The organism is Propionivibrio dicarboxylicus (assembly GCF_900099695.1).
Taxonomy (GTDB): domain Bacteria; phylum Pseudomonadota; class Gammaproteobacteria; order Burkholderiales; family Rhodocyclaceae; genus Propionivibrio; species Propionivibrio dicarboxylicus.
Genome location: NZ_FNCY01000002.1, coordinates 211443 through 231320, shown reverse-complemented (window position 1 = coordinate 231320; position 19878 = coordinate 211443). Strand labels below are relative to the sequence as shown.

Below are 19878 nucleotides of genomic sequence, written 5' to 3'. Positions count from 1 at the left end.
TGCTATGACTTTGGAATGACGAGCGTGAAGCAGGCGCCGCCATCGGGGTGGTTGTCGCCGGTCAGTGTGCCGCCGAAGTCGCTGACGATGCCGGCGGAAATGGTGAGTCCGAGCCCGAGTCCGACGCCGACCTCCTTGGTCGTGTAGAAGGGCTCGAACAGCCGCGCCAGCGCCTCGTCGCTGAGGCCAGGGCCGTGGTCGCGCACTTCGAGGCGGATCATCATGCCTTCTTCGCAACCGTTGATGTCGATGCGCGGCGAAGCCAGTCCGGCCATGGCGTCGAGGGCGTTGCCGAGAAGGTTGATCAGGACCTGTTCGAGGCGGTTCGGGTCGCACCAGGCTTCGAGCGGACTGTCGGGGAAATCGGTGCGGATTTCGGTAGCGCTGGTTTTCAGGCGCTGGTCGAGCAATGCGACGGCATGGGCGACGACCTGGCGCACATCGACGGCTTGCGGGCGGCCGCTCGATTTGTGGGCAAAGGCCTTGAGCTGGCCGGTGATCTGGCCCATGCGATCGACGATCTGGGCGATGCGTTCGAGATTGGAGCGCGCCGTCGTCGCGTCGCCGCGTTCGAGGAAGCGCATGGTGTTGCCCGACAGCGTGCGCAGCGCTGCCAGCGGCTGGTTGAGTTCGTGGGCGATACCGGTCGACAACTGGCCGATGACCGCCAGTTTGCCGGCCTGGATGAGGCCGTCCTGGGTCGCGCGCAGGCTGCGTTCGGCGCGCACGCGCTCGACGACTTCCTCCTGCAGTTGGCGGTTGGCCGACGACAGGTCGGCAGTGCGCTCCGCCACCTTGCGTTCGAGTTCGTCGTGCGCTTTCTGCAGCGCCTGGCTCGCCGCGAGCAGGTCGCGCAGATGACGGCGGCGTTGATTGACGAGCAAGGCGAGGATGCAGAGCAGCAGCGTCGAGACGGCGGCGACGGCGGCGCGCGTGGTGCTCATGTCGTCGACGGCGTCGAGCGGGGTGAATACGGTCAGCGACCATTTGGTCCCGGGCAGCGGCAGCGACTGTTCCATGAAGCGGCCCGATACCGGGTAGGGCGAGACGAGTTCCTGCTTGTGGCGGGCGACATTGACGAGGCGCGCGCCGTTGCCGAGCCGGCTGATCTCGCGCACGCCGAGCGATTGCAGGGCGCGGCGGTTGTACTGCTGCGTGCGGTCGAAGGCTGTGCGCGTCCTGTCGTCGAGCGGCAGCAGCGTCGTGAATTTCCAGTCGGGGACCGAGGTGAGGATGACGACGCCATTTTCGTCGGAAACGAGCACCGGCGTCTCGACGGTCGTCCAGGATTTTTCGAGTTGTTCGAGACTGACTTTGACGATGGCGACGCCGAGCGTGCCGTTGCGGTTTTCGACGGCCGAGGAAAGGTAGTACCCGGGTTCGCTGCGCGTCGTGCCGATGCCGAAGAAGCGGCCGGTGCCGGTTTCCATGGCGTCGCGGAAATAGGAGCGGAATGACAGGTCTTCGCCGATGAAGCTGTCCGGACGGCGCCAGTTGCTGGAGGCATGCACCTGTCCTTTGTTGTCCATCACGTAGATCGATAGCGTGCCGGCGCGTTCATTGACCTGTTCGAGAAAGCTGTTGACCTTGGCGACGAGCTTCGGGTCGTTGGGGTGGGTAAGCAATTGCAGGACGCTTTGTTCGAGTCCCAGCGTCGAGGGGAAGTAGGCGTATTTGACGATCTCCCGTTCCAGACTGGCGGCGTAGAGGTCGAGCCGGTGCCGGCCGGTGATCTGCATCTCGGCGAGGCCCATCTGCTGGCTGATGCGGTAGGTCGCGAAGGCGATCATGGCAATCAGCAGCGCGCAGGCGCTGACGAGGGCCGTCAGGCGCAGCGGGTGGCGGATCTGCAGGTGCTGTCTCAGGGTCAAGATCGTCGTCGGATCAGGTGTCTTGAGTGAAAAAACGGCCCCGGAGTTGCCCCGGGGCCGTTGCTTGAAGCGTTTGCGTATTCCTGGAAAATCAGGAGGCGTGAAGCTGGTCGATGGCTTCCTGGCCGACCGATTCCGTGATCAGCTTGGCGATGACCAGGTCACCGGCAACGTTCAGGGTCGTACGGCACATGTCGAGGAAGCGATCGACGCCGAGGATCAGGCCAATACCTTCGGCCGGAACACCGACGTTAACCATCAGCACCACGATCAGCGGCAGCGAACCGCCGGGGATACCGGCCGTGCCGACACCGGCGAGCATGGACATCAGAACGACCTGGACCTGTTGTCCGACGGTCAGATCAACGCTGAAGACCTGGGCCATGAACAGCACGACAACGCCTTCATACAGGCCCGAACCGTTCTGGTTGGCGGACGCGCCGATGGTGATGACGAAGCGGGCGATGCGGGGCGGGATCTTGAGCACGTCCGTGGCGCACTTCAGCGCGACCGGCAGCGTGGCGTTCGACGATGCCGTCGAGAAGGCATAGACGTAGACCTCGCGGCACTGCTTGTAGAAGGCGAACGGATTGGTCTTGCCGATCGTGATCAGGACGATGCTGTACACCACGAAGAACTGGATGAGCAGACCGAGCACGACGACGAACGCGAAGTAGGCGACGTTGCCGAGGAAGCCGGCGCCCATGCGGTAGGCGGTGTTGAAGACGATACAGAAGATGGCGACCGGCGCGAGTTGGATGGCGACGGCGATGATCTTCATGCAGGCCTGGAAGATCGCGTCGAGGACCTTGGTCATCGGGTGATTTTCTTCCTTGATGACCGTGCTGAGTGCCCAGCCGAAGAACAGCGCGAAGACCATCATGGCGATGATTTCGCCCTGGAAGGCCCGTGCCGCCGAGTCGATCGGGTTTTGCGGCAGGAGGTCAACGAGGTACTGGAACCAGGGCTTGTCCTTCGCCGCGGTCGCGTTCTTGGCGATGGTCAGCACGCCAGAGTTCGCAGCCAGCGCAGCCTTGTCGAACACGAGGCCGGCACCCGGCTTCAGGGTGTTCGTGGTGAACAGCGCGATACAGGCGGCGATGCCGCTGAGCACGACCGTGAAGATCAGGCAACGGCTACCGACTTTGCCGAAACCGCCCGTCCCCTGGCTGAGTTCCATGGTGCCGAGCATCAGCGCGGCGAGGATCAGCGGAATGGTCACCATGAAGATCATGCGCAGGAAGATCGCACCGACGAAGGTGAATACTTCGGTCACCCGACCCATGAAGACCATTTCCTTGGCCGGGAAATAGTAAAAGCCGATCAGGCCGAGGGCTACGCCGAAGATGAAGCCCAGCAACAACTTGGTATGTTGCTTCATTGACACTCTCCTAAGTTAAATTGTTTTACACACAAGGTTGCTGGCCGACCAGAGCAGCCCGACCTGCAGCACAATTCATTAGAGCACGGTTTATGCCAGTTGTGTTGTATTTGCAAGTCGTTGAAGCGGTTCCGGTTTTCTGTCTGGACCAATACAGTTGTTCGGAAATCCGTATTTATGACGCTATAATCATTCGGAAAACCGAATGATTTTTGTTCAAACGGGCGTCAGTTCGTTGCGGTAGCGGTTCCAGTTGACGATATAGCGTTCGGCGCTGTCGGGCAGTCGTGCCACTTCCTCGTCGGTGAGTTCGCGTACGACCCTGCCGGGCGAACCCATGATCAGCGAGCGCTCGGGGTATTGCTTGCCTTCGGGCAGCAGCGAATGGGCGCCGACGATGCTGTTGCGGCCGATGCTGACGCGGTTGAGGATCGTCGCCCCCATGCCGATCAGGCAGTGGTCGCCGATCGTGCAGCCGTGCAGGATGACGCCGTGGCCGACGGTGACGCGGTTGCCGAGCGTGACGACGATGCCGCGATTGGTGTGGATGATGCTGCCGTCCTGGATGTTGGTGCCTTCGCCGATGACGATGCGGTCGGTGTCGCCGCGGACGGTGCAGTTCCACCAGATCGAGGCGTCTTTTTTCAGGACGACCTGGGCGATGACCGTGGCATTGGGGGCGATCCAGCTTTGCGGATCGAGTTCGGGGGCGAGGGAGCCGAGGGCGTAAACAGGCATGGTGTTGATGATGTTTTGAGTGGAGGGATCGCGCCGGCATGGCGCGCCGGGCGGGCTGGGGAGAGTGAGTATAGCGGTCGCTGCCGATGCCGGCAAAGCCTTGCCGTGCCTGGTGCTAATCCGTGTCGCCGACGTGGCTTTTGGCGTTGCGGCCGTTTCATGGTACGGTAACTTGTATGGAAGTTCGAATGTGGTAAACTGGTCAGGCCATTTGAGGCGAGTTCGGCCGGCAGGGTCTGCCGGGTCTTGCTCCGCGCCCGGGTGCGTGGAGGGTGATGTTTTCTTGTTATGTTGATTGGATGCGAACTATGGATGTCGCTGCAAAAGCAACTGTGTCGAATGCGCCTTCCCTGTGCGGGGAGGATCTTCATGCCGCTATCAATCTGCGCTTGGCGCTCTTGGATCTGCCGCTGAGCGATGGCGCCCACGGCGCCGATATTTCGAGCCTGGTTTCACCGATTCTGGCGCGCCAGCGCGAACTGAGCCGGCGCCTGTCGGATCGGCTCTGCGCCACCGATGCCCGGATTCAGAACTTCCTCAAGGAATACCTCGCCGACACCGGTTCGGCGCCGTCGCTGCCGCGGCGGACGCTGGTGCTCGATCAGTCGGGGCTGGCACGCGGGCTGTCGCTGCCGCATGACGCCGACAAATTCAAGTCGCCGCTCTTGTCGAGCTATCGCCTGCGCAACGGCGTGCTGCACAATCCGGCCAACGACCGGCGCACGACGGCCGGTGTTTTCCACGTCGTCGAGGGCGGTCTGCCGACGCCGGACGACAAGCTCGAAGTGCCGAAAGTCGCCTTCTCGAAACTCCTCGCGATCGCGCTGACGCCGCCCGAGGATTCGATGCGTCTGCCCTACACGGCCAATGCCGCGACGCCGGGCGCCTGTTTCGTCTCGCTGCTGCTGCGTCCGCTGGTGGTGCCGGCGGTGCCGGGATTCACCACCGAGAAGCGCATGGAAGTCCGGTTTTTCGTGCCGGGCGGACTGGTTTCCAACCTCGATTTCGTCGAGAGCATCTTTGGTAACGGCGGCGATCCCTACCTGCCCGAGAACGACGCTTCGCTCGACCCGGACGGCTGGACCGGTCACACCGGCTGCGTCATCCTGGCGCCGCACCTCACGCATGTGCCCAAGCACCTGCTTGGCCTGCCGCACTGGGACGACGCGACCGAGCGTCAGCGCCGCGACGGCATGTGCTACAAGAGCGACACCGAGCTTTACAACAATGGCAGCGCGTTCAAGATCTGCGCCCGCGATGCGCGCGGCGTCATCGTCACGGTGATCGCCGACAACTACTTCGGTTATTGCAAGAAGGAAGTCAAAACGCAGATCAGCTATTCGGCCAACCTCTATGGCCTTGCCGAAGAGGAGCACGCTGGCGGCGCGCTGGTTTTCCCGAGCTATAACGAAGGGCTCGAATACGTCGACAATTCGGCCGGCGACGCGTACAAGTTCGCCGACGTGCTGGCGCGCGACCCGCAGCGTTTCGCGCTGCAGCCGGAAGGCTACGCGCTCGACCGCGAACAGTCGCATATCGTGCTGGTGCCGGAAAAGTCTACCTACAGCCTGCGCACGCAGACGGTGTCGTGGGCCCAGGCCGACGGCACGCGCGCGTCGATCAAGCTGCGCGCCGACAAGACCTACATGGGGCCGAACGGCTACCGCATCCACATGGAGCCGACGAGTCCCGACCGGCGCGTGTGGAGCCTCGTCGGCACCTCGCCGGAAGTCACGTCCTGCCACAAGCCGAGCACCGTCTCGGGTGGCGGCAAATCGGAAATCTCGAAGGCGCTGTCGGACGCGATCCTGGCCGGCGCCGTCTATGTCGCCGACCTCGAGAAGGACATGGATGCGGTGACCGAGATCTTCGCCCGCGATTTCTCCGATCGTTTCCGCGATCCCAAGAAGAACGGTGTCGACCACCGCCTGATCCTCAGCGCCGCGCGCTCGATGGGCAGCGTCATCAAACTCTTGACGCCGAGCGCCGACTACACCGACGAATACAACGCCTGGCTCAACGCCATCCCGCAGCACGTCAAGGAACTCGTCTTCGTCGTCAAGCGTTACCACAAGCCCGAATGGGGCAACGACTGGCGCAGCCACTACTCGGTCGACATCATCAACGGACGGCTCGGCAACGCGTTGCGCCTCGACGGCAACAAGCTCGTTGCCAACACCTTGCGCGTCGGTTTCCAGAAGGACGGTTCGTGGCGGATTTTCTGCCTGCGCCATGACTTCCACCCGGCCTGCAAGGTGCAGACCGAGGACGACATCACCGCCAGCGTCGTCGCGCCGGCCGGCGTCGTGCCCGGCACCGCCGGCAACCTCTCGCGCAAGATCATCGAGAACTGCGAGCGGCGCCTGTTCCAGCGTCCGGACGACGCGATCCATCGCGGCTACGACCACCAGGCCGAAGCCGACATCGCCGAACCCGATACCTTCATCTCCAACTTCGAGCCGCTCAACAAGAACGACGCGCAGGAACTCGTCGACGACGTCATCGGTTTCTCGGCCTACACCGAACCGATGCAGCGACTGATCGCCGGTGCCGCCGGCGCGCCGGACGGCACCTCGCCGCAGTACTTCGTCTCGTCGGCGCATCCGCGCATGGTCGATGGCAAGCCGTCGAAGAACCCGCGCTATCTGCAGCTGCGCCCCGATGTCGCCAATCCGAAGGCACCCGCCTCGGCGGAACTGGCGATGCGGCTCTTCCGCAAGCAGTCGGTACAGGCGCCGATGGTGACGCCGGTGCACGTCGTCGCCGCCGGACGCCGCAACAATCCGCCCGAGGAGGGCGTGCGGCCGCTGTGTACCTACAACCCACTGCACTACATGGAACTGCCCGAGCTCTTCATCGAGTTCATCAGCTCGATGACCGGCAAGTCGCCGTCGACGACCGGCGCCGGCTCCGAGGGCGCGCTGACCAAGGGGCCGTTCAACGCCCTGCCGGCCGTCATCGACCTCAACGCCGCCTTCGTCTCCTTCGCGCTTACCGGCTATGACGGCTGGGTGTCGAGCGCCGGCTACGTTGGTCCGAACGTGCGCGTCGATCATGACGTCAGCCTGCTCGTGCCGGAAGTCTTCGCGCGCATGAGCCCGGAAGAACGCAGCGCCGAGAACCTGATCGCGCTGGGCGCGCTCGAACGCGTCGCCGATTTCGAGCACGAGGGCAAGCCGGTGCTGGCCAGCCGTCTCGGCTATCGCATGACGGCGCGCTTCGCGGCGATCTATTTCGGTCGCATCTTCCTGCATCCGCACTCGGTATTCACCGACGAGATGCTGCGTCCCGAACTGCAGGACATGGACGTGTTCGCCGAGAGCATGGCCAACATCGTCGCCACGCACGAACGCGTCGCCGAGAGCTATTTCAAGGACGGCACCATCGCCCTGGCCTGCCCGCCGCTCAAGGCCTTGCTCGAAATCATGGCCTACGGCAAGACGGCCGAGGGCTACGGGCTCGACGCGCCGCAGGTGCGTGCGCAATTCACGCGCGAGAGCGTGCTGGCGAGCGACTGGTATGCGGCGCGGCTCGATGCCAAGCAGCAGGCCGACGAGGCGCGACTCAAGCAGGCGGTGGCGAGTCTCTATGACTTCATCGACGCGGCCGACAATGGCGAAGTGGTGAACCGGCTTGGGCTCGTCGCCCGTCGCACGCAGGTGCAGGCGGAGCGCGTGCGGGTCGGTGGCGGCGATTACCGCAGCAGCCTGATCGGTACGCTGGGCGTGCAGCCGCTCGCGCAGAAGTCGTAATTCGTTACTGAGGAAGCTCCCCACGAAGGGGCCATGCCGTTTGCGGCGTGGCCCCTTCGTGCCTTGGGCGGGAGTCAGGAAGAGTCGATGCGGTCGGTGCTATGCCGATTGACTCGGTGCTGCGAATGTCAGGGGCGCTTGCCCGCCGACGCGGCGGGCTGCGCCGGGGCCGCGGCCTGTCCCGGCATGTCGGGCAGGAAAACGAGTTGGCAACTGCCGCGCAAGGCGCGTCCGTCGGGCATGCGCAGTTCGACCACGGTGCCGGGGGCTTTGCCCTGGCAGAGCGCCGGATCGAAGGGGGGCGGGCCCTTCATGTCGCCATGCCGGTGATGCGGTGGCGGACTGTTCGGCGCCGGGGCGCCGGTGTTGGCCGGGGCCGGTTCGGCGGCATGGGCCACGGCGGCTGCGAAAATGCTCAGCGGGATCAACAGGGAAGGGATCAGTTTCATCGGCAATATGCTCCATCGGAGTTGCGGGTGTTCGTCATGTGGACACCCGTACTATGCGCTGGAAATACCGGTGCGGCACCGCTATCAACCGACTCTTACCGTGATTTACGCGATGCCACCGTCCTTAACCGGAATGGCCGTTCCGCTTCGATGCCCGTAGCATAACTGCGGGGCCTATTGGTAGCGCAGTGCTTCGATCGGGTCGAGCGCGGCCGCCTTGCGGGCGGGGTAGAAGCCGAAGAAGACGCCGACGCCGGCGGCGACGACGAAGGCGACGAGCACGGCACTGCCGGAGATGACGATGACCATGTCGGTGAGCGCATTGACGGCGAGCGCGCTGCCGATACCGAGCGCGAGGCCGATCAGGCAGCCGGTGATCGAGATCATGATGGCTTCGAGCAGAAATTGCGCGAGGATGTCCTTCTGGCGCGCGCCGATGGCCATGCGCACGCCGATTTCGCGCGTCCGCTCGGTGACCGAGACGAGCATGATGTTCATGATGCCGATGCCGCCGACAAGCAATGATACCGAGGCGATGGCGCCGAGCAGCAATGACATCACGCGCGTCGTCTCGGCGGCGGAGTCGGCGGCGGCGGCGAGGTTGCGGATATAAAAATCATTGTCCTGATCGGCGCGCAGACGGTGGCGCTGGCGCAGCAGCGCGGTCACGGATTTTTCCACCGCCGGCATCGCTTCGTTCGATTCGGCCTGCACGACGATCTGGCGGATCGAGCCGGCGAACGGTACGCCGAAGACCTTGCGCTGTGCCGTCGTCAGCGGCACGATGATGGTGTCATCCTGGTCGCGGCCGTCGAGGTTCTGGCCCTTGGGCGCGAGCGTGCCGATGATGGTGAAGGGCGTGTTGCGGATGCGGATGGTCTTGCCAAGCGGTTCCTCGTCGGCTTCGAACAGGCTCTCGACGACGGTCTTGCCGACCAGCGCGACGCGCGTCGCCGAGCGCACATCCGAGTCGTCCATGCCGTAGCCGCTGGCGACCGACCAGGCGCGCGCTTCGAGATAGGCGGGCGTGGTGCCGACGATGACCGAGCTCCAGTTCTTCGAGCCGTAAACGACCTGCTGTGTCCCCTGGTGCGCCGGCGCCACGAGCGAGACGCCGTCGAGTTCCTCGATGGCGTCGGCATCGCCGAGACGCAAGGTGAAACCGTAGCCGCCGCCGCTGCGTACGCCGGCCTGCTGCGTCCAGCCGGCGATGATGACATACAGGTTGCTGCCCATGGTGCTGATGGTCTGCGCGACCGCGTACTGGGCGCCCTGGCCGATGGCCATCATCAGCACCACCGAGCCGACGCCGATGACCATGCCGAGCATCGTCAGCGCCGTGCGCAGGCGGTTGCAGCCCATCGCGTGCCAGGCTTCTCCGAGCATGACGCTTAGCATGTCGGCATCTCCATGCGCGGCGTCGGCCGGTCGCTGACGATCAGGCCGTCGAGAAAACGGACCTGGCGCTCGGCGTGCGCGGCGATGTCGGCCTCGTGCGTGACGAGGACGATGGTGATGCCTTCGTCGTTGAGCTCGCGGAAGAACGTCATGATCTCCTCGCTGGTGTGGCTGTCGAGGTTGCCGGTTGGCTCGTCGGCGAGGATCAGGCGCGGCCCGTTGATCAGCGCGCGGGCGATGGCGACGCGCTGCTGCTGGCCGCCGGAGATACGCGCCGGCAGCGAACGGGCGTAACCTTCCAGTCCGACGCGGGCGAGCATCTCGCGGGCGCGACGGCGGCGCTCCTCGCGTTCGACGTGGGCATAGACGAGCGGCAGCGCGACATTGTCCTCGAGCGTCATGCGCGGCAGCAGGTTGAAACCCTGGAAAACGAAGCCGATCGTGCGGTTGCGCAGCGCGGCGAGTTCGTCGCCGGGCAGGTGGGCGACATTGCGTCCGACCAGCGCGTATTCGCCCGAACTCGGCGTGTCGAGACAACCGAGCAGGTTCATGAAGGTCGATTTGCCCGATCCCGACGGTCCCATGATGGCGACGTATTCGCCGCGGCGGATGTCGAGATCGACGCCACGCAGCGCCGGGAACGGGCCGGCGGCGGTTTCGTAGGTTTTCGTCAGCCGCGCGACGCGGATGACGTTGTCCTCGGCGTCGACGCGCATCAGAACAGTCTCACGCCGACACTGCTTGGTTTGCCGGCGGCGCCCGGCGCGTCGCCGACGACGACGCGGTCGCCGGCCTTGAGGTCGCCGCCGCTGATCTCGGTGTTGCGGTTGTCGGTGATGCCGATCTGCACGGCGACCGGTTTGATCGTTTTGCCGTCGACGACGTAGACGGTGCCGCTGCGCTGATCGCGCTTGCGGCCTTTGCCGCGTCCTTCCTCGCCGGCGGCGGCGCCGTTGCCGTTGCCGGCAGCGTCCTCGCGCTTGTCGGCGGCGTCGGCCGGTTTGAAGCGCAGCGCGGCATTGGGGACGACGAGGACATCGTCGCGCCGGGCGACGGCGATGTTGACGTAGGCGGTCATGCCGGGCAGCAGCATGTGATCGGGATTCTGCAGCGAGACGCGCACATTGTAGGTGACGACGTTCTGCGTCACCGTCGCGTTCATGCGCACCTGCTGGACTTCGCCGGTGAAGCTGCGGTCGGGGAAGGCGTCGACGGTGAAGCGCACTTTCTGGCCCTCGCGGATCTTGCCGACGTCGGCTTCGGCGAAGCTCGTGTCGATGCGCATTTCCGACAGGTCCTGGGCGATCTTGATGAGCGTCGGTGTCTGCAGGCTGGCGGCAACGGTCTGGCCGAGATCGACGACACGGTCGACGACGATGCCGGAGACGGGCGAGCGGATCGTCGTGTAGCCGAGATTGACGCGGTCCTTGTCGGCGGCGGCCTTGGCCTGGGCGTACTGGGCTTCGGCCGAGCGGCGCGCCTGCACGGCCTGGTCGAGATCCTGGCGCGAGACGTATTCCTGCGCGAACAGCGCCTGCATGCGCGCTTCGGTGGCGCGGGCGAGGTCGAGCGAGGTCCGGATGTTGATGACGTTGGCTTCGGACTGGCGTGCCTGGGCGGCGAACAGCGACTGGTCGAGTTCGAGCAGCGCCTGGCCTTTCTCGACCTTGTCGTTGAAATCGACGAAGAGCCGGGTGACGGTGCCGGAGACCTGCGTGCCGACGTTGACGAGGACGATCGGGTTGAGCGTGCCGTTGGCCGAGACCGACTGGACGATGTCGCCCTTTTCAACGGTTTGCAGGCGATAGCGCTGTTCCGGTGTCGGCGCGCTGGCGAGTCGGTAGGCGATGACGGCGCCGGTGCCGAGGGCGATGACGACGAGGGCGGCGAGAGCGAGGCGTGCGATCGGTTTCATGGCAGGGTGAGTTCGGCGGAAGTGAGCAGGCGGCGGTCGAGCGTGCCGACGGCCTTGGCCAGCGTCGCACGCGAGACATGCCAGTCGAGTGCGGCCTGGATGCGCTGCACGCGGGCGGCGGCGAGCGCGCTCTGGGCGTTGAGCAAGTCGATGAGGGTGCCGACGCCGGCCCGGTAACGGCCGAGTGCGACGCGTTCGGATTCTTCGGCGCTGGCGAGCAGGTCGGCGGCGGTACGCAGCGATTGCGTCGCCGTCTGCAGCGCCTGGTAGGTCGACCAGACGTCGAGCCCGACTTGCAGCGCCAGGCTGTCGCGCTGGGCGAGTGCGACTTCGGCCTTGGCTTCGGCCGAGCGCACGCGGTAGGTGGTGTCGTAGCCGGAGAAGATCGGCACGGTCAGCGTCAGTCCGATGGCGTTGGCATGGGTGGTTAAAGTATCGCCGCCGCTGCGCGTGCCTTGCCACGAGGGGCCGGCGCCGAGCGAGAGCGTCGGCAGGCCGGCGGCGCGGGCGGCGTCGATCGAGGCGCGGGCGGCGCGGGCCTGTGCTTCGGCGGCGCGGAGGTCGGGGCGCAGGCCGCGGGCGGTGGCGATCAGCGCGTCGACGTCGACGCTGAAGGCGGTGTCGGGCGTGGCGTCGGGGATGGCGTCGAGCCGGAGCGAGGCGCCGGGATCGCGGCCGATGGCGCTGGCGAGCGTGCCGAGCGCCGTGCGCAGCGTGCCCTCGGCTTTGATGCGGTTGAGTACCGCTTGCGACCAGGCGGTGCGCGCCTGCAACTGATCCGCCGGGGTGGCGGTGCCGACGCGATAGCGCGTTTCGGCGGCGTTGAGGCTTTCCCGGCTGGCTTTCTCGGCCTCCTGCGCGGCATCGACGGCGGCGCGCGCGGCCTGGGTGTTGTAGTAGGCCTGCAGGGCGTTGAGGAAGACGCTCTGGACCGTGGCGTCGAGCGTCGAGGCGGCGGCGACGAGCAACTGCCGGGCGTTTTCGAGGTTGGCCGAACGCGTGCCGAAGTCCGCCAGCAGCCACGATAGCGTCATCGCCGTGCTGCGCGTCGTTGCATTTTCGCCGTCGCTGCGGCTGCGATTCAGCGTACCGCTGGCGCTGACACCGGGCAGGAAGGTGGCCTGGCTGACGCCGACGAGCGCCGCCTGGTTGCGCGCACTGGCCCAGATTTCGAAGGTCTTGGGGTGGCGGCAGAGCGCCTGGTCGACGACGTCGAGCACGCCGAGAGCGGCATCGGCGGCCGGTGGCGGGCAGGGTGCGAAGCGGCCGTCTTCGCCGGCGACCGGGGGGCGGGGCGGCAGCAGGGCGTCGGTGCCGAGTGGGTCGAAACCGGTTGCGGCGGCCGGTGTGGCCATCAATGCCATCGACGCGGCGACGAGCGCCAGCGCCCTGCGGATGGCCGGCAGGATGCCGGATGCGTTGTCCGGGACGGGGGGGAGGGCGACGTCGAAAGCGGTCGAAGCGAGCGGCATAAAGTGGGCGAATCCGGATTTTCCGCTAGTATAGCGGCCTTCCTTTCCCTCGCAGCGGGTCGGATGACGTCGGCGTCGTGTCGATGTGATCGCGCCCGCGTTTTGCGGAGCACTGCAGACTTTCATGGCACTCAAGGCAACGATTTTCAAGGCCGAGGTGGCGATCGCCGACCTCGACCGCAATCTTTATGACACCTTCACGCTGACGCTCGCCCAGCATCCGTCGGAAAATGACGCGCGGATGATGGTGCGGCTGTTCGCCTTCATGCTCTTTGCCGATGCGCGGCTTGAATTCGGGCGCGGCCTGTCGTCCGACGACGAGCCCGATCTCTGGCAGAAGGATCTCACCGGCGCGATCGAGCTGTGGATCTCGCTCGGCCAGCTCGACGAGCGCTGGCTGCGCAAGGCCTCCGGCCGGGCCGGGCGGGTGGTCGTCATGTCCTACGGCGATCGCGTCGCCGAGGTCTGGTGGGAGCAGAACCGGGCGACGCTCGAAAAATTGCCGAACCTCAGCGTTTATCGCATCGGCGCCGACGATGTGCAGGCGCTGGCGGGGCTCGCCAGCCGTTCGATGTCGCTGCAATGCACGATCCAGGAAGGCGAGGCGCTGATCACCGGCGGCGGCGACCCGGTCCGCATCACGCCGATCGTCGTTCGCGCCTGAACACTCCCTAGAAATTCGCCGTTACTTCGATGGCGCCGCGTTCGCCGAGATGGGCCGTGTCGGCCCATTGTTCGATCTGCCAGTCGTCGCCGGCGATGTTGAGCCAGCAGATGCCGGTGTTGGGAATCGGGAAGTCGCGCGGTTTTTCGATCGGCGTGTCGGTAGCGCGACGGTAGATGAGGTCGAGCACGCCGCCGTGGGTGACGACGACGACCGTCTCGCCGGCGTGTTTTTCGGCCAGCGCGTTGATGCACGCCTCGATGCGCCGGCGGTGCTGGTTGAGGCTTTCACCGCCGGGCAGCACGTAGTCAGGGGTACGCTCGCGCAGGGCGGTGGCGTCGTCGGGATAACGCGCCGCGACTTCGTGACGGATCATGCCTTCGCAGCGGCCATAGTTGCGTTCGCGCAGCGCCGTGAGGCGCGTGATCGGCAGTCCGAGTGCGGCGGCGATCGGTTGAGCCGTCTGCCAGGCGCGCTGCAGGTCGCTGCTGTAGAGGGCGGCGGCCTTGAGACCGACGAACAGGCCGCCCGCTTGTTCCGCCTGCTCGAGTCCTTCGGGGCTGAGCGGCAGATCCTTGTGGCCCTGCATGCGTTGTTCGGCATTCCAGGCAGTTTCGCCGTGCCGGACGAGGCACAGGCGCATGGCGATGGTAGTCATAGGCCGGGTGGGTAAAAGGGCGATAGTGTAGCAATGCCCGGCCGGCCTGTCGCCGAAAAGGCCGGTTCGAATGCCGTGTCCGTGGGTCGATGGTTCAGCCAGCCCGGCAGAACGCGTATACTTCGGCTTTTTCGCTGACCTGGAACCCCGCCCGATGCCGACCATCCTGCCCTTGGCGCTCGTCGCCGACGAACTGGCGCGCTTGCGCTCCGTCAATCCGCTCGTTCATGTCCTGACCAACGAAGTCGTGCAGGAAATTACGGCCAACGTGCTGCTGGCGGCCGGTGCGTCGCCGGCGATGATCGTCGCCGAGGAAGAGGTGACGCCGTTCGCGGCGATGTCGGGGGCGCTGCTCATCAATGTCGGCACGCTCTATCCGGCGCGGCTGGCGGCGATGCGCCAGGCGATCGCCTCGGCCAATGCCGCTGGCGTACCCTGGACGCTCGACCCCGTCGCCGTCGGGGTGCTCGACTATCGCAGCGAGGCGTGCCGCGAGTTTCTCGCCGCCGGTCCGGCGGCGATCCGCGGCAATGCGTCGGAAATCCTCGCGCTGGCGGGTTTCGCCGGCAGCGGTCGCGGCGTCGATACGACCGCCGGTTCCGAGTCGGCGGTGACGGCGGCCGAGCAGTTGGCGCGGGCGACCGGTGCCATCGTCGCGGTGACCGGCGAGACCGATTACATCACCGACGGCACCGATACCTGGGCGACGCCGTGGGGGAATCCGATCATGACGCGCGTCGTCGGTACCGGCTGTGCGCTCTCGGCGCTGGTCGCGGCGTTTACCGCCAAGGCCGACAGCCGTCTCGACGCCGTCGCTGCCGCCTGCGCCATGGCCGGGCTCTGCGGTGCGCGGGCGGCCGGCGAGTGCCATGGCCCCGGTTCGTTCAAGTCGGCCTTCCTCGACGGCCTCTACCAGGTGACGCCGGATCTCTTGCGGGAGCTGGTGAAATGAGCCGCAATCCGATCGATCTCTCGCTCTATCTGGTGCTCGATCCCGACCTCTGCGGCGGTGTCGAAGGCATGGTGCGCACGGCGCGGGCAGCGGCCGAGAACGGCGCCACGGTCGTGCAGTTGCGCGCGCCGGGCTGGAAGAAAAAGACCTGGCTCGAAGCCGGTCGCGCGCTGAAGGCGGCGCTGGCGCCGTTCAAGGTGCCACTGATCGTCAACGACCAGATCGACGTGGCGCTGGCGATCGATGCCGACGGTGTACATATCGGCCAGGACGATCTGCCGGTGGCCGAAACGCGCCGCCTGATCGGGCCGGGCAGGCTGCTCGGCGTGTCGGTCTCCGATTTTGCCGAGCTCGCATCGGTGCCGGCCGAGGGCGTCGATTACATCGGCATCGGGCCGATCTTCCCGACCGGTACCAAGCCGGATGCCGGCGCGGCCACCGGCGTCGCCGGCTTTGCCGCGCTGGCGGCGGCGACGACGCTGCCGACGGTGGCCATCGGCGGCATCAAGCCGGGACATTGCGCCGACCTGTTCGCGGCCGGTGCCGGCGGGGTGGCGGTGGTGTCGGCGATCTGCGGGCAGCCCGATCCGGGCCTGGCGACGGCGGCGATCGCCGCCGAGATCGCCCGGCTGAAGGCCTGAACGTTCAGCCGGCGGCCGGCGTCGGCCTGGTTTCGTCGGGATAGAGCCCGCGCGTCCGGGCCATCAGGCGCGTGAGCCCGAAGATCCCGTCGATGCAGGGCGTTTGCATACCGAAGTGGTGGCCGATTTCGTAGGTTGCGCCGACGATGCTGTCGAGTTCGATCGGACGTCCGGCCTCGACGTCCTGCAGCATCGAGGTCTTGAAGGCGCCGAGCCGGAAGGTGATGGCGTGGCGGTCTTCCGGTTGCTGATCGACGTGGCAACCGATGCGGTCGCCGATGACGGCGGCTTCGCGCATCGCCGCCGAACAGAACTCGCTGACCAGCGGATCGCCAAGCAGGCGGTCGATGGTCGCACCGGTCAATGCCGAGACCGGATTCATCGTCAGGTTGCCCCAGAGCTTGTACCAGATGTCCTGGCGGATGTCGGACGAGCGCTTGATGTCGAGGCCGGCGCGTTCGAACAGCGCGGCGATCGCCTCGGTGCGCGGCGAAAAACCGCCGCGGGCGTCGCCGAGAATCAGTTCCTTGCCCATGGCATGACGCACGACGCCAGGCGCGTCGCAACTCGCGCCGATATGCACGACGCAGCCGAGCGTCTGCGCCGTTGGCAGGTGACGGGCGATGCTGCCGTCGGGGTCCACGCTTTTCAGCGCGAAGGGCGTGTAGCCCTGGCCGGTCTGGCAGAACCACCAGGGCACGCCGTTCATCGTCGGCAGGATCGTCGTCTGCGGGCCGATCAGCGGACGCAGCGACGGCGCCAGCACCGGCAGCGACGGTCCCTTGACGGCGATGATCAGCAGGTCCTGGACGCCGAAATCGTCGGCCGTGTCGCTGGCCTTGACCGGAAGGTCGCGGCAGCTATCGCCGGTGACGAGACGCAGTCCCTGGCGTTGCAGCGTCGCCAGCGTCTGGCCGCGCGCCAGCACGTTGATCGGTGTCCCGGCGGCGGCGAGGCGGGCGGCGATGAAACCGCCGATCGCGCCGGCGCCGGCGACGGTGATGCGCAGGTCGGCGGAGGTGCTCATCAGCGACCTGCCTTTCCGAGGCTGTTGCCGAGTTCCTGGATCGCCTTGCCGCCGAGGCTATCGACCTCGCGGGCGAAATTTTCGAGCCGTGTGCCGAGTGCGGCGGCGAGCGCGCTCGCCAGTTGCCGGGCGAGTTTTTCGTTGAGGGCGAGCTGCGGGTCGTCGAGCCGGCCTTCGAGGACGAAGCGCAAGCGGAGGCTGCCGTCGCGCCGTTTCATTAGGTTGACGACCGCCTGGCGTGGCATGCCCATCAGCGTGCCATTCATCGTCGCCAGGTTCAGGTTCCTGAGCGTCAGTGTCCCCGGCGCATGCAGCAGTCCTTGCCGGACCGATGCGTTGATGTCGAGGTCGAGTGAGCCGGTCTTGACGCCGCCTTCACCCGCCTTGAGCAGGTAGGGCTGCAGGGCGACGAGGTCGAGGCTGCGCAGGCGGACGGTCAGGCCCGATTCGCGCGTCGCCAATTCGGCGGTGCCGGTGATCGACAGCGTGCCGTTTTCCTTCGGGCCCTTGAGAGCGGCGACGAGGTCGATGGTGCTGACGCCGGTCAGCGACGGCAGTCTGACGCGGCCGATGGCGGCGTTGATCTGTTCGAGACGCAGCACCTGCGGCGGCGTACGCACGCTGGCGTCGACGAGTTCGAGCGTGCTGCCGACGATTTCGATGCGGCGGATGAAGACGTCGGCATCAGGATTGCGTGCGTTTGCCGGTGTGTTGGCCGCGCCGGGGGCCGCTGCCCGGCCGGCCAGTCCGGGCAGGACGATCAGTTTGCCCTGGCGCGTGCGCAGCACGGCCAGTCGGGCGTTTTCAATGCGCACGGTATCGATCGAACGCTTGCCGGCAATCAGATTGATATAGTCGGGGGAGATGAAGACCCGGTCGGCGCGCAGCGGTTCGCCGGCCGACCAGGTGGCATCGGCCGGCGCCTTGAAGCGCAGGTCGATGAGTTCGATGCCGGTCAGGTCGACGCGGATTTCGCGGGCTTCACCATCGGGGCCGAGCGCCCGTTCGATCTGTTCGCGGAGGGTCCGGACGGCGGTCTGGTAGCCGGCGAATCCGCCAGCGACGAGAAGAGCGACCAGGATCGTGGAAATGAGCGGCCAGCGGAGAGAGCGCATGAGGGATTTCTGCTGAAAATGACACCAGACCGAATTATGCCTCGCCTGCGTCGGGGTGTGTTCGCAAATGCCCGCAAGCGGCGCTGCCCTCTCGGCCGAATGACGGTCTGCGCTTTTTCCCGTTTGGGCTATGATGGAACCGTCCGGGCTTTCTTCCCGGAATGAGGGAGTCGATGATGGACGTCGGATCAGTCAGTGGGTCGCCGGTTGCCGCCAACACCAACACCAATGCCAATGCCGCTTCAGGGCAGTCGCGGGCGCGGTCGGCCGACCAGGAGCAGCAGGCCAAGCAGGCGCAGGACGTGCAGCAGGAGAAAAACGCGCAGGAAACAAAGGCCGCGCAGCAGGCGCAACAAAGCGATGCAAGCCGCCGGGTGAGCGAGGAAAAAGCAGCCGCCGAACGTGCCCGTGCCGAAGCCGAACAGAATCGTCCGAGCGTCAATAGCAGCGGGCAAACCGTCGGCACGCGCGTCAATACCACGGCCTGATCGGGGATCGCCGGGCGTGCCGCCCGACGTGTCGCGTGGCGCCTAGCCGCGCTGCAGCGACCAGAGCACGCCGGAGCTCGTTGCCGCCAGCAGGGCGATGATCAGCGCGGCACGCAGCACCGCATACCGGCGCGGATGCGCTTCTTTCTCGCCAAGCGCAAAAAGATGCAGCGCGGCGACGCCGACACCAATACCAAAACCGAGCGAGGCGGCCAGCACCTGCAGTTCGCTGGCGCTGAGCGCGAGCAGCCGGCCGGCGCGCCAGGGAACGACGACAAAGACGCCGAAGGTCCAGAGCAGACCGGCGCTGCCGGCGAGACAGAGCAGCGCGACGAAGCGGATGATCCAGCGTTCCATGTCATTGTCCTTGCGGGAGGAAGCGCTCGCGCAACTCGTCGAGATTGAGCGCGTGCAGGATCGCCTGCAGCCGTTCGGCGGCGTTGCGGCGCGCTTGCCCGGTGTGCCGCGCGACGATCAGTTCGTTCTTCATCGAGTGCTCCCAGCCGACGAGTTCGGTCACCGTGACCTGGTAGCCGGCGGCTTCGAGTTCGAGACAGCGCAGGGCGTTGGTGACCTGGCTGCCGAATTCGCGGGTGTGGATCGGGTGGCGCCAGAGTTCCGAGAGCGGGGTCAGCCCGAACGAGGCGTTCTTGTGCTTGCGCAGCACGGCGGCGACCTCGGCCTGGCAGCAGGGGACGAGCACGATGAAGCGGGCGTTCTTGCGCAGGGCGAAACGGATCGCGTCGTCGGTGGCGGTGTCGCAGGCATGCAGCGCCGTGACGATGTCGATGCGTTCCGGCAGCAAGGGTGAGGCGATCGAGGCGTCGACGCTGAGGTGATGGAAATCCATGCGCGTAAAACCGAGGCGTTCAGCGAGTTGCTTCGATTTGTCGACGAGTTCGGCGCGTGTTTCGATGCCGACGATGCGGCCTTCGGCGCGTTGTTTGAAAAAGAGGTCGTAGAGCAGGAAGCCGAGGTAGGACTTGCCGGCGCCGTGGTCGACGAGCGTCGGCGCGTCGCTGAGCGTGCCATCTTCGGCGAGTTCGGCGAGCAGCGGTTCGATGAACTGGAGCAGATGATAGACCTGCTTGAGCTTGCGCCGGCTGTCCTGGTTGAGTTGGCCGTCGCGCGTCAGGATATGCAGTTCCTTGAGCAGTTCGATCGACTGGCCGGGGCGCAGTTCGGCGGGCGGGGTGGGGGCGGTTTTCTTCATAGGCGCTCATTCTAGAGCCTATTTCGACAGGGCACGCGATCGCGTTGCCGATAAGGGCGGTGTCTGCGGCGTTGCTCCGCTTGCGCATGGAACAACCATGCGCTGCGCCTCGCGTCTTGCATCCATCCGCCCGTATCGGCAACC

The 19878-nt window shown here is 66.0% G+C and carries 18 protein-coding genes; 5 read left to right on the top strand and 13 right to left on the bottom strand.

From position 1 onward, the window contains the following. Positions 1-2 precede the first annotated feature (2 nt). The 3 genes from BLR25_RS04665 to BLR25_RS04655 form a co-directional block, all read right to left on the bottom strand. Positions 3-1871: a sensor histidine kinase gene (locus BLR25_RS04665; RefSeq protein WP_245715470.1), complete on the bottom strand. Its 1869-nt coding sequence runs from the start codon at positions 1869-1871 to the stop codon at positions 3-5. 91 nt (positions 1872-1962) lie between these two features. Continuing rightward, positions 1963-3252 carry a dicarboxylate/amino acid:cation symporter gene (locus tag BLR25_RS04660; RefSeq protein WP_091934365.1) on the bottom strand — a complete coding sequence of 430 codons (1290 nt, stop codon included), beginning with the start codon at positions 3250-3252 and terminating at the stop codon, positions 1963-1965. 216 nt (positions 3253-3468) lie between these two features. Continuing rightward, a complete protein-coding gene (locus BLR25_RS04655) occupies positions 3469-3990 on the bottom strand; it encodes a gamma carbonic anhydrase family protein (RefSeq protein WP_091934362.1) in 522 nt (173 codons plus the stop codon). Positions 3991-4298: 308 nt separating this feature from the next. Between BLR25_RS04655 and BLR25_RS04650 the strand changes: the two genes are divergently transcribed. Then, positions 4299-7742, top strand: a complete 3444-nt coding sequence (locus BLR25_RS04650) for a PPi-type phosphoenolpyruvate carboxykinase family protein (RefSeq protein ID WP_091934359.1) — start codon at positions 4299-4301, stop codon at positions 7740-7742. Positions 7743-7870: 128 nt separating this feature from the next. Here the strand turns inward: BLR25_RS04650 and BLR25_RS04645 are convergent, their stop codons facing one another. From BLR25_RS04645 to BLR25_RS04625, 5 genes are all read right to left on the bottom strand, one after another. Continuing rightward, on the bottom strand, positions 7871-8191 hold the full coding sequence (locus BLR25_RS04645; protein WP_091934356.1) for a hypothetical protein: 321 nt from the start codon (positions 8189-8191) through the stop codon (positions 7871-7873). Positions 8192-8365: 174 nt separating this feature from the next. Beyond that, positions 8366-9589: an ABC transporter permease gene (locus tag BLR25_RS04640; RefSeq protein WP_091934353.1), complete on the bottom strand. Its 1224-nt coding sequence runs from the start codon at positions 9587-9589 to the stop codon at positions 8366-8368. Further along, positions 9583-10305 (bottom strand): ABC transporter ATP-binding protein, encoded by a 723-nt coding sequence (locus tag BLR25_RS04635; RefSeq protein WP_091934350.1) that lies wholly within the window; start codon positions 10303-10305, stop codon positions 9583-9585. The genes BLR25_RS04640 and BLR25_RS04635 overlap by 7 nt, the downstream gene beginning before the upstream one ends. Then, entirely contained in the window at positions 10305-11504 is a 1200-nt protein-coding gene (locus BLR25_RS04630; protein ID WP_091934347.1) for an efflux RND transporter periplasmic adaptor subunit, read from the bottom strand. Before BLR25_RS04630 ends, BLR25_RS04635 begins: the two co-directional genes overlap by 1 nt. Further along, positions 11501-12976 carry a TolC family protein gene (locus BLR25_RS04625; RefSeq protein WP_245715469.1) on the bottom strand — a complete coding sequence of 492 codons (1476 nt, stop codon included), beginning with the start codon at positions 12974-12976 and terminating at the stop codon, positions 11501-11503. The genes BLR25_RS04630 and BLR25_RS04625 overlap by 4 nt, the downstream gene beginning before the upstream one ends. A gap of 124 nt (positions 12977-13100) precedes the next feature. Between BLR25_RS04625 and BLR25_RS04620 the strand changes: the two genes are divergently transcribed. Beyond that, positions 13101-13640: a YaeQ family protein gene (locus BLR25_RS04620; protein ID WP_091934344.1), complete on the top strand. Its 540-nt coding sequence runs from the start codon at positions 13101-13103 to the stop codon at positions 13638-13640. Positions 13641-13647: 7 nt separating this feature from the next. Here BLR25_RS04620 and BLR25_RS04615 read toward each other — a convergent pair whose 3' ends face one another. Continuing rightward, the gene (locus BLR25_RS04615) at positions 13648-14298 is read right to left on the bottom strand and encodes a histidine phosphatase family protein (RefSeq protein ID WP_091934340.1); all 651 of its coding nucleotides are present in this window, start codon (positions 14296-14298) and stop codon (positions 13648-13650) included. A 154-nt stretch (positions 14299-14452) separates the two neighbouring features. Here BLR25_RS04615 and thiM point away from each other — a divergent pair, with 154 nt between their 5' ends. Both thiM and thiE read left to right on the top strand, forming a co-directional pair. After that, the gene (gene thiM, locus BLR25_RS04610) at positions 14453-15250 is read left to right on the top strand and encodes a hydroxyethylthiazole kinase (protein WP_091934337.1); all 798 of its coding nucleotides are present in this window, start codon (positions 14453-14455) and stop codon (positions 15248-15250) included. Then, the gene (gene thiE / locus BLR25_RS04605; RefSeq protein WP_091934334.1) at positions 15247-15891 is read left to right on the top strand and encodes a thiamine phosphate synthase; all 645 of its coding nucleotides are present in this window, start codon (positions 15247-15249) and stop codon (positions 15889-15891) included. The genes thiM and thiE overlap by 4 nt, the downstream gene beginning before the upstream one ends. A gap of 4 nt (positions 15892-15895) precedes the next feature. Here the strand turns inward: thiE and BLR25_RS04600 are convergent, their stop codons facing one another. Together BLR25_RS04600 and BLR25_RS04595 are read right to left on the bottom strand one after the other, a co-directional pair. Next, positions 15896-16918, bottom strand: coding sequence for a 2-dehydropantoate 2-reductase (locus BLR25_RS04600; protein ID WP_091934331.1), 1023 nt, complete (start codon positions 16916-16918; stop codon positions 15896-15898). Continuing rightward, positions 16918-18033: a DUF748 domain-containing protein gene (locus BLR25_RS04595; RefSeq protein WP_091934327.1), complete on the bottom strand. Its 1116-nt coding sequence runs from the start codon at positions 18031-18033 to the stop codon at positions 16918-16920. Before BLR25_RS04595 ends, BLR25_RS04600 begins: the two co-directional genes overlap by 1 nt. 173 nt (positions 18034-18206) lie before the next feature. Between BLR25_RS04595 and BLR25_RS04590 the strand changes: the two genes are divergently transcribed. Continuing rightward, positions 18207-18521 (top strand): hypothetical protein, encoded by a 315-nt coding sequence (locus BLR25_RS04590; protein WP_091934323.1) that lies wholly within the window; start codon positions 18207-18209, stop codon positions 18519-18521. 42 nt (positions 18522-18563) lie between these two features. Here BLR25_RS04590 and BLR25_RS04585 read toward each other — a convergent pair whose 3' ends face one another. Next, the gene (locus BLR25_RS04585) at positions 18564-18878 is read right to left on the bottom strand and encodes a hypothetical protein (protein ID WP_091934320.1); all 315 of its coding nucleotides are present in this window, start codon (positions 18876-18878) and stop codon (positions 18564-18566) included. Between the two features lies 1 nt (position 18879). Beyond that, positions 18880-19734, bottom strand: coding sequence for a class I SAM-dependent methyltransferase (locus BLR25_RS04580; protein WP_091934317.1), 855 nt, complete (start codon positions 19732-19734; stop codon positions 18880-18882). Between the last annotated feature and the right edge of the window lie 144 nt (positions 19735-19878).

Coding starts and splice junctions, on each gene's coding strand:
- BLR25_RS04660 (WP_091934365.1), bottom strand. CDS start 3,252: ATGAAGCAACATACCAAGTTGTTGCTGGGCTTCATCTTCGGCGTAGCC.
- BLR25_RS04620 (WP_091934344.1), top strand. CDS start 13,101: ATGGCACTCAAGGCAACGATTTTCAAGGCCGAGGTGGCGATCGCCGAC.
- BLR25_RS04585 (WP_091934320.1), bottom strand. CDS start 18,878: ATGGAACGCTGGATCATCCGCTTCGTCGCGCTGCTCTGTCTCGCCGGC.
- BLR25_RS04580 (WP_091934317.1), bottom strand. CDS start 19,734: ATGAAGAAAACCGCCCCCACCCCGCCCGCCGAACTGCGCCCCGGCCAG.
- BLR25_RS04645 (WP_091934356.1), bottom strand. CDS start 8,191: ATGAAACTGATCCCTTCCCTGTTGATCCCGCTGAGCATTTTCGCAGCC.
- BLR25_RS04650 (WP_091934359.1), top strand. CDS start 4,299: ATGGATGTCGCTGCAAAAGCAACTGTGTCGAATGCGCCTTCCCTGTGC.
- BLR25_RS04615 (WP_091934340.1), bottom strand. CDS start 14,298: ATGACTACCATCGCCATGCGCCTGTGCCTCGTCCGGCACGGCGAAACT.
- BLR25_RS04630 (WP_091934347.1), bottom strand. CDS start 11,504: ATGAAACCGATCGCACGCCTCGCTCTCGCCGCCCTCGTCGTCATCGCC.
- thiE (WP_091934334.1), top strand. CDS start 15,247: ATGAGCCGCAATCCGATCGATCTCTCGCTCTATCTGGTGCTCGATCCC.
- BLR25_RS04600 (WP_091934331.1), bottom strand. CDS start 16,918: ATGAGCACCTCCGCCGACCTGCGCATCACCGTCGCCGGCGCCGGCGCG.
- BLR25_RS04625 (WP_245715469.1), bottom strand. CDS start 12,976: ATGCCGCTCGCTTCGACCGCTTTCGACGTCGCCCTCCCCCCCGTCCCG.
- BLR25_RS04595 (WP_091934327.1), bottom strand. CDS start 18,033: ATGCGCTCTCTCCGCTGGCCGCTCATTTCCACGATCCTGGTCGCTCTT.
- BLR25_RS04640 (WP_091934353.1), bottom strand. CDS start 9,589: ATGCTAAGCGTCATGCTCGGAGAAGCCTGGCACGCGATGGGCTGCAAC.
- thiM (WP_091934337.1), top strand. CDS start 14,453: ATGCCGACCATCCTGCCCTTGGCGCTCGTCGCCGACGAACTGGCGCGC.
- BLR25_RS04655 (WP_091934362.1), bottom strand. CDS start 3,990: ATGCCTGTTTACGCCCTCGGCTCCCTCGCCCCCGAACTCGATCCGCAA.
- BLR25_RS04635 (WP_091934350.1), bottom strand. CDS start 10,305: ATGCGCGTCGACGCCGAGGACAACGTCATCCGCGTCGCGCGGCTGACG.
- BLR25_RS04590 (WP_091934323.1), top strand. CDS start 18,207: ATGATGGACGTCGGATCAGTCAGTGGGTCGCCGGTTGCCGCCAACACC.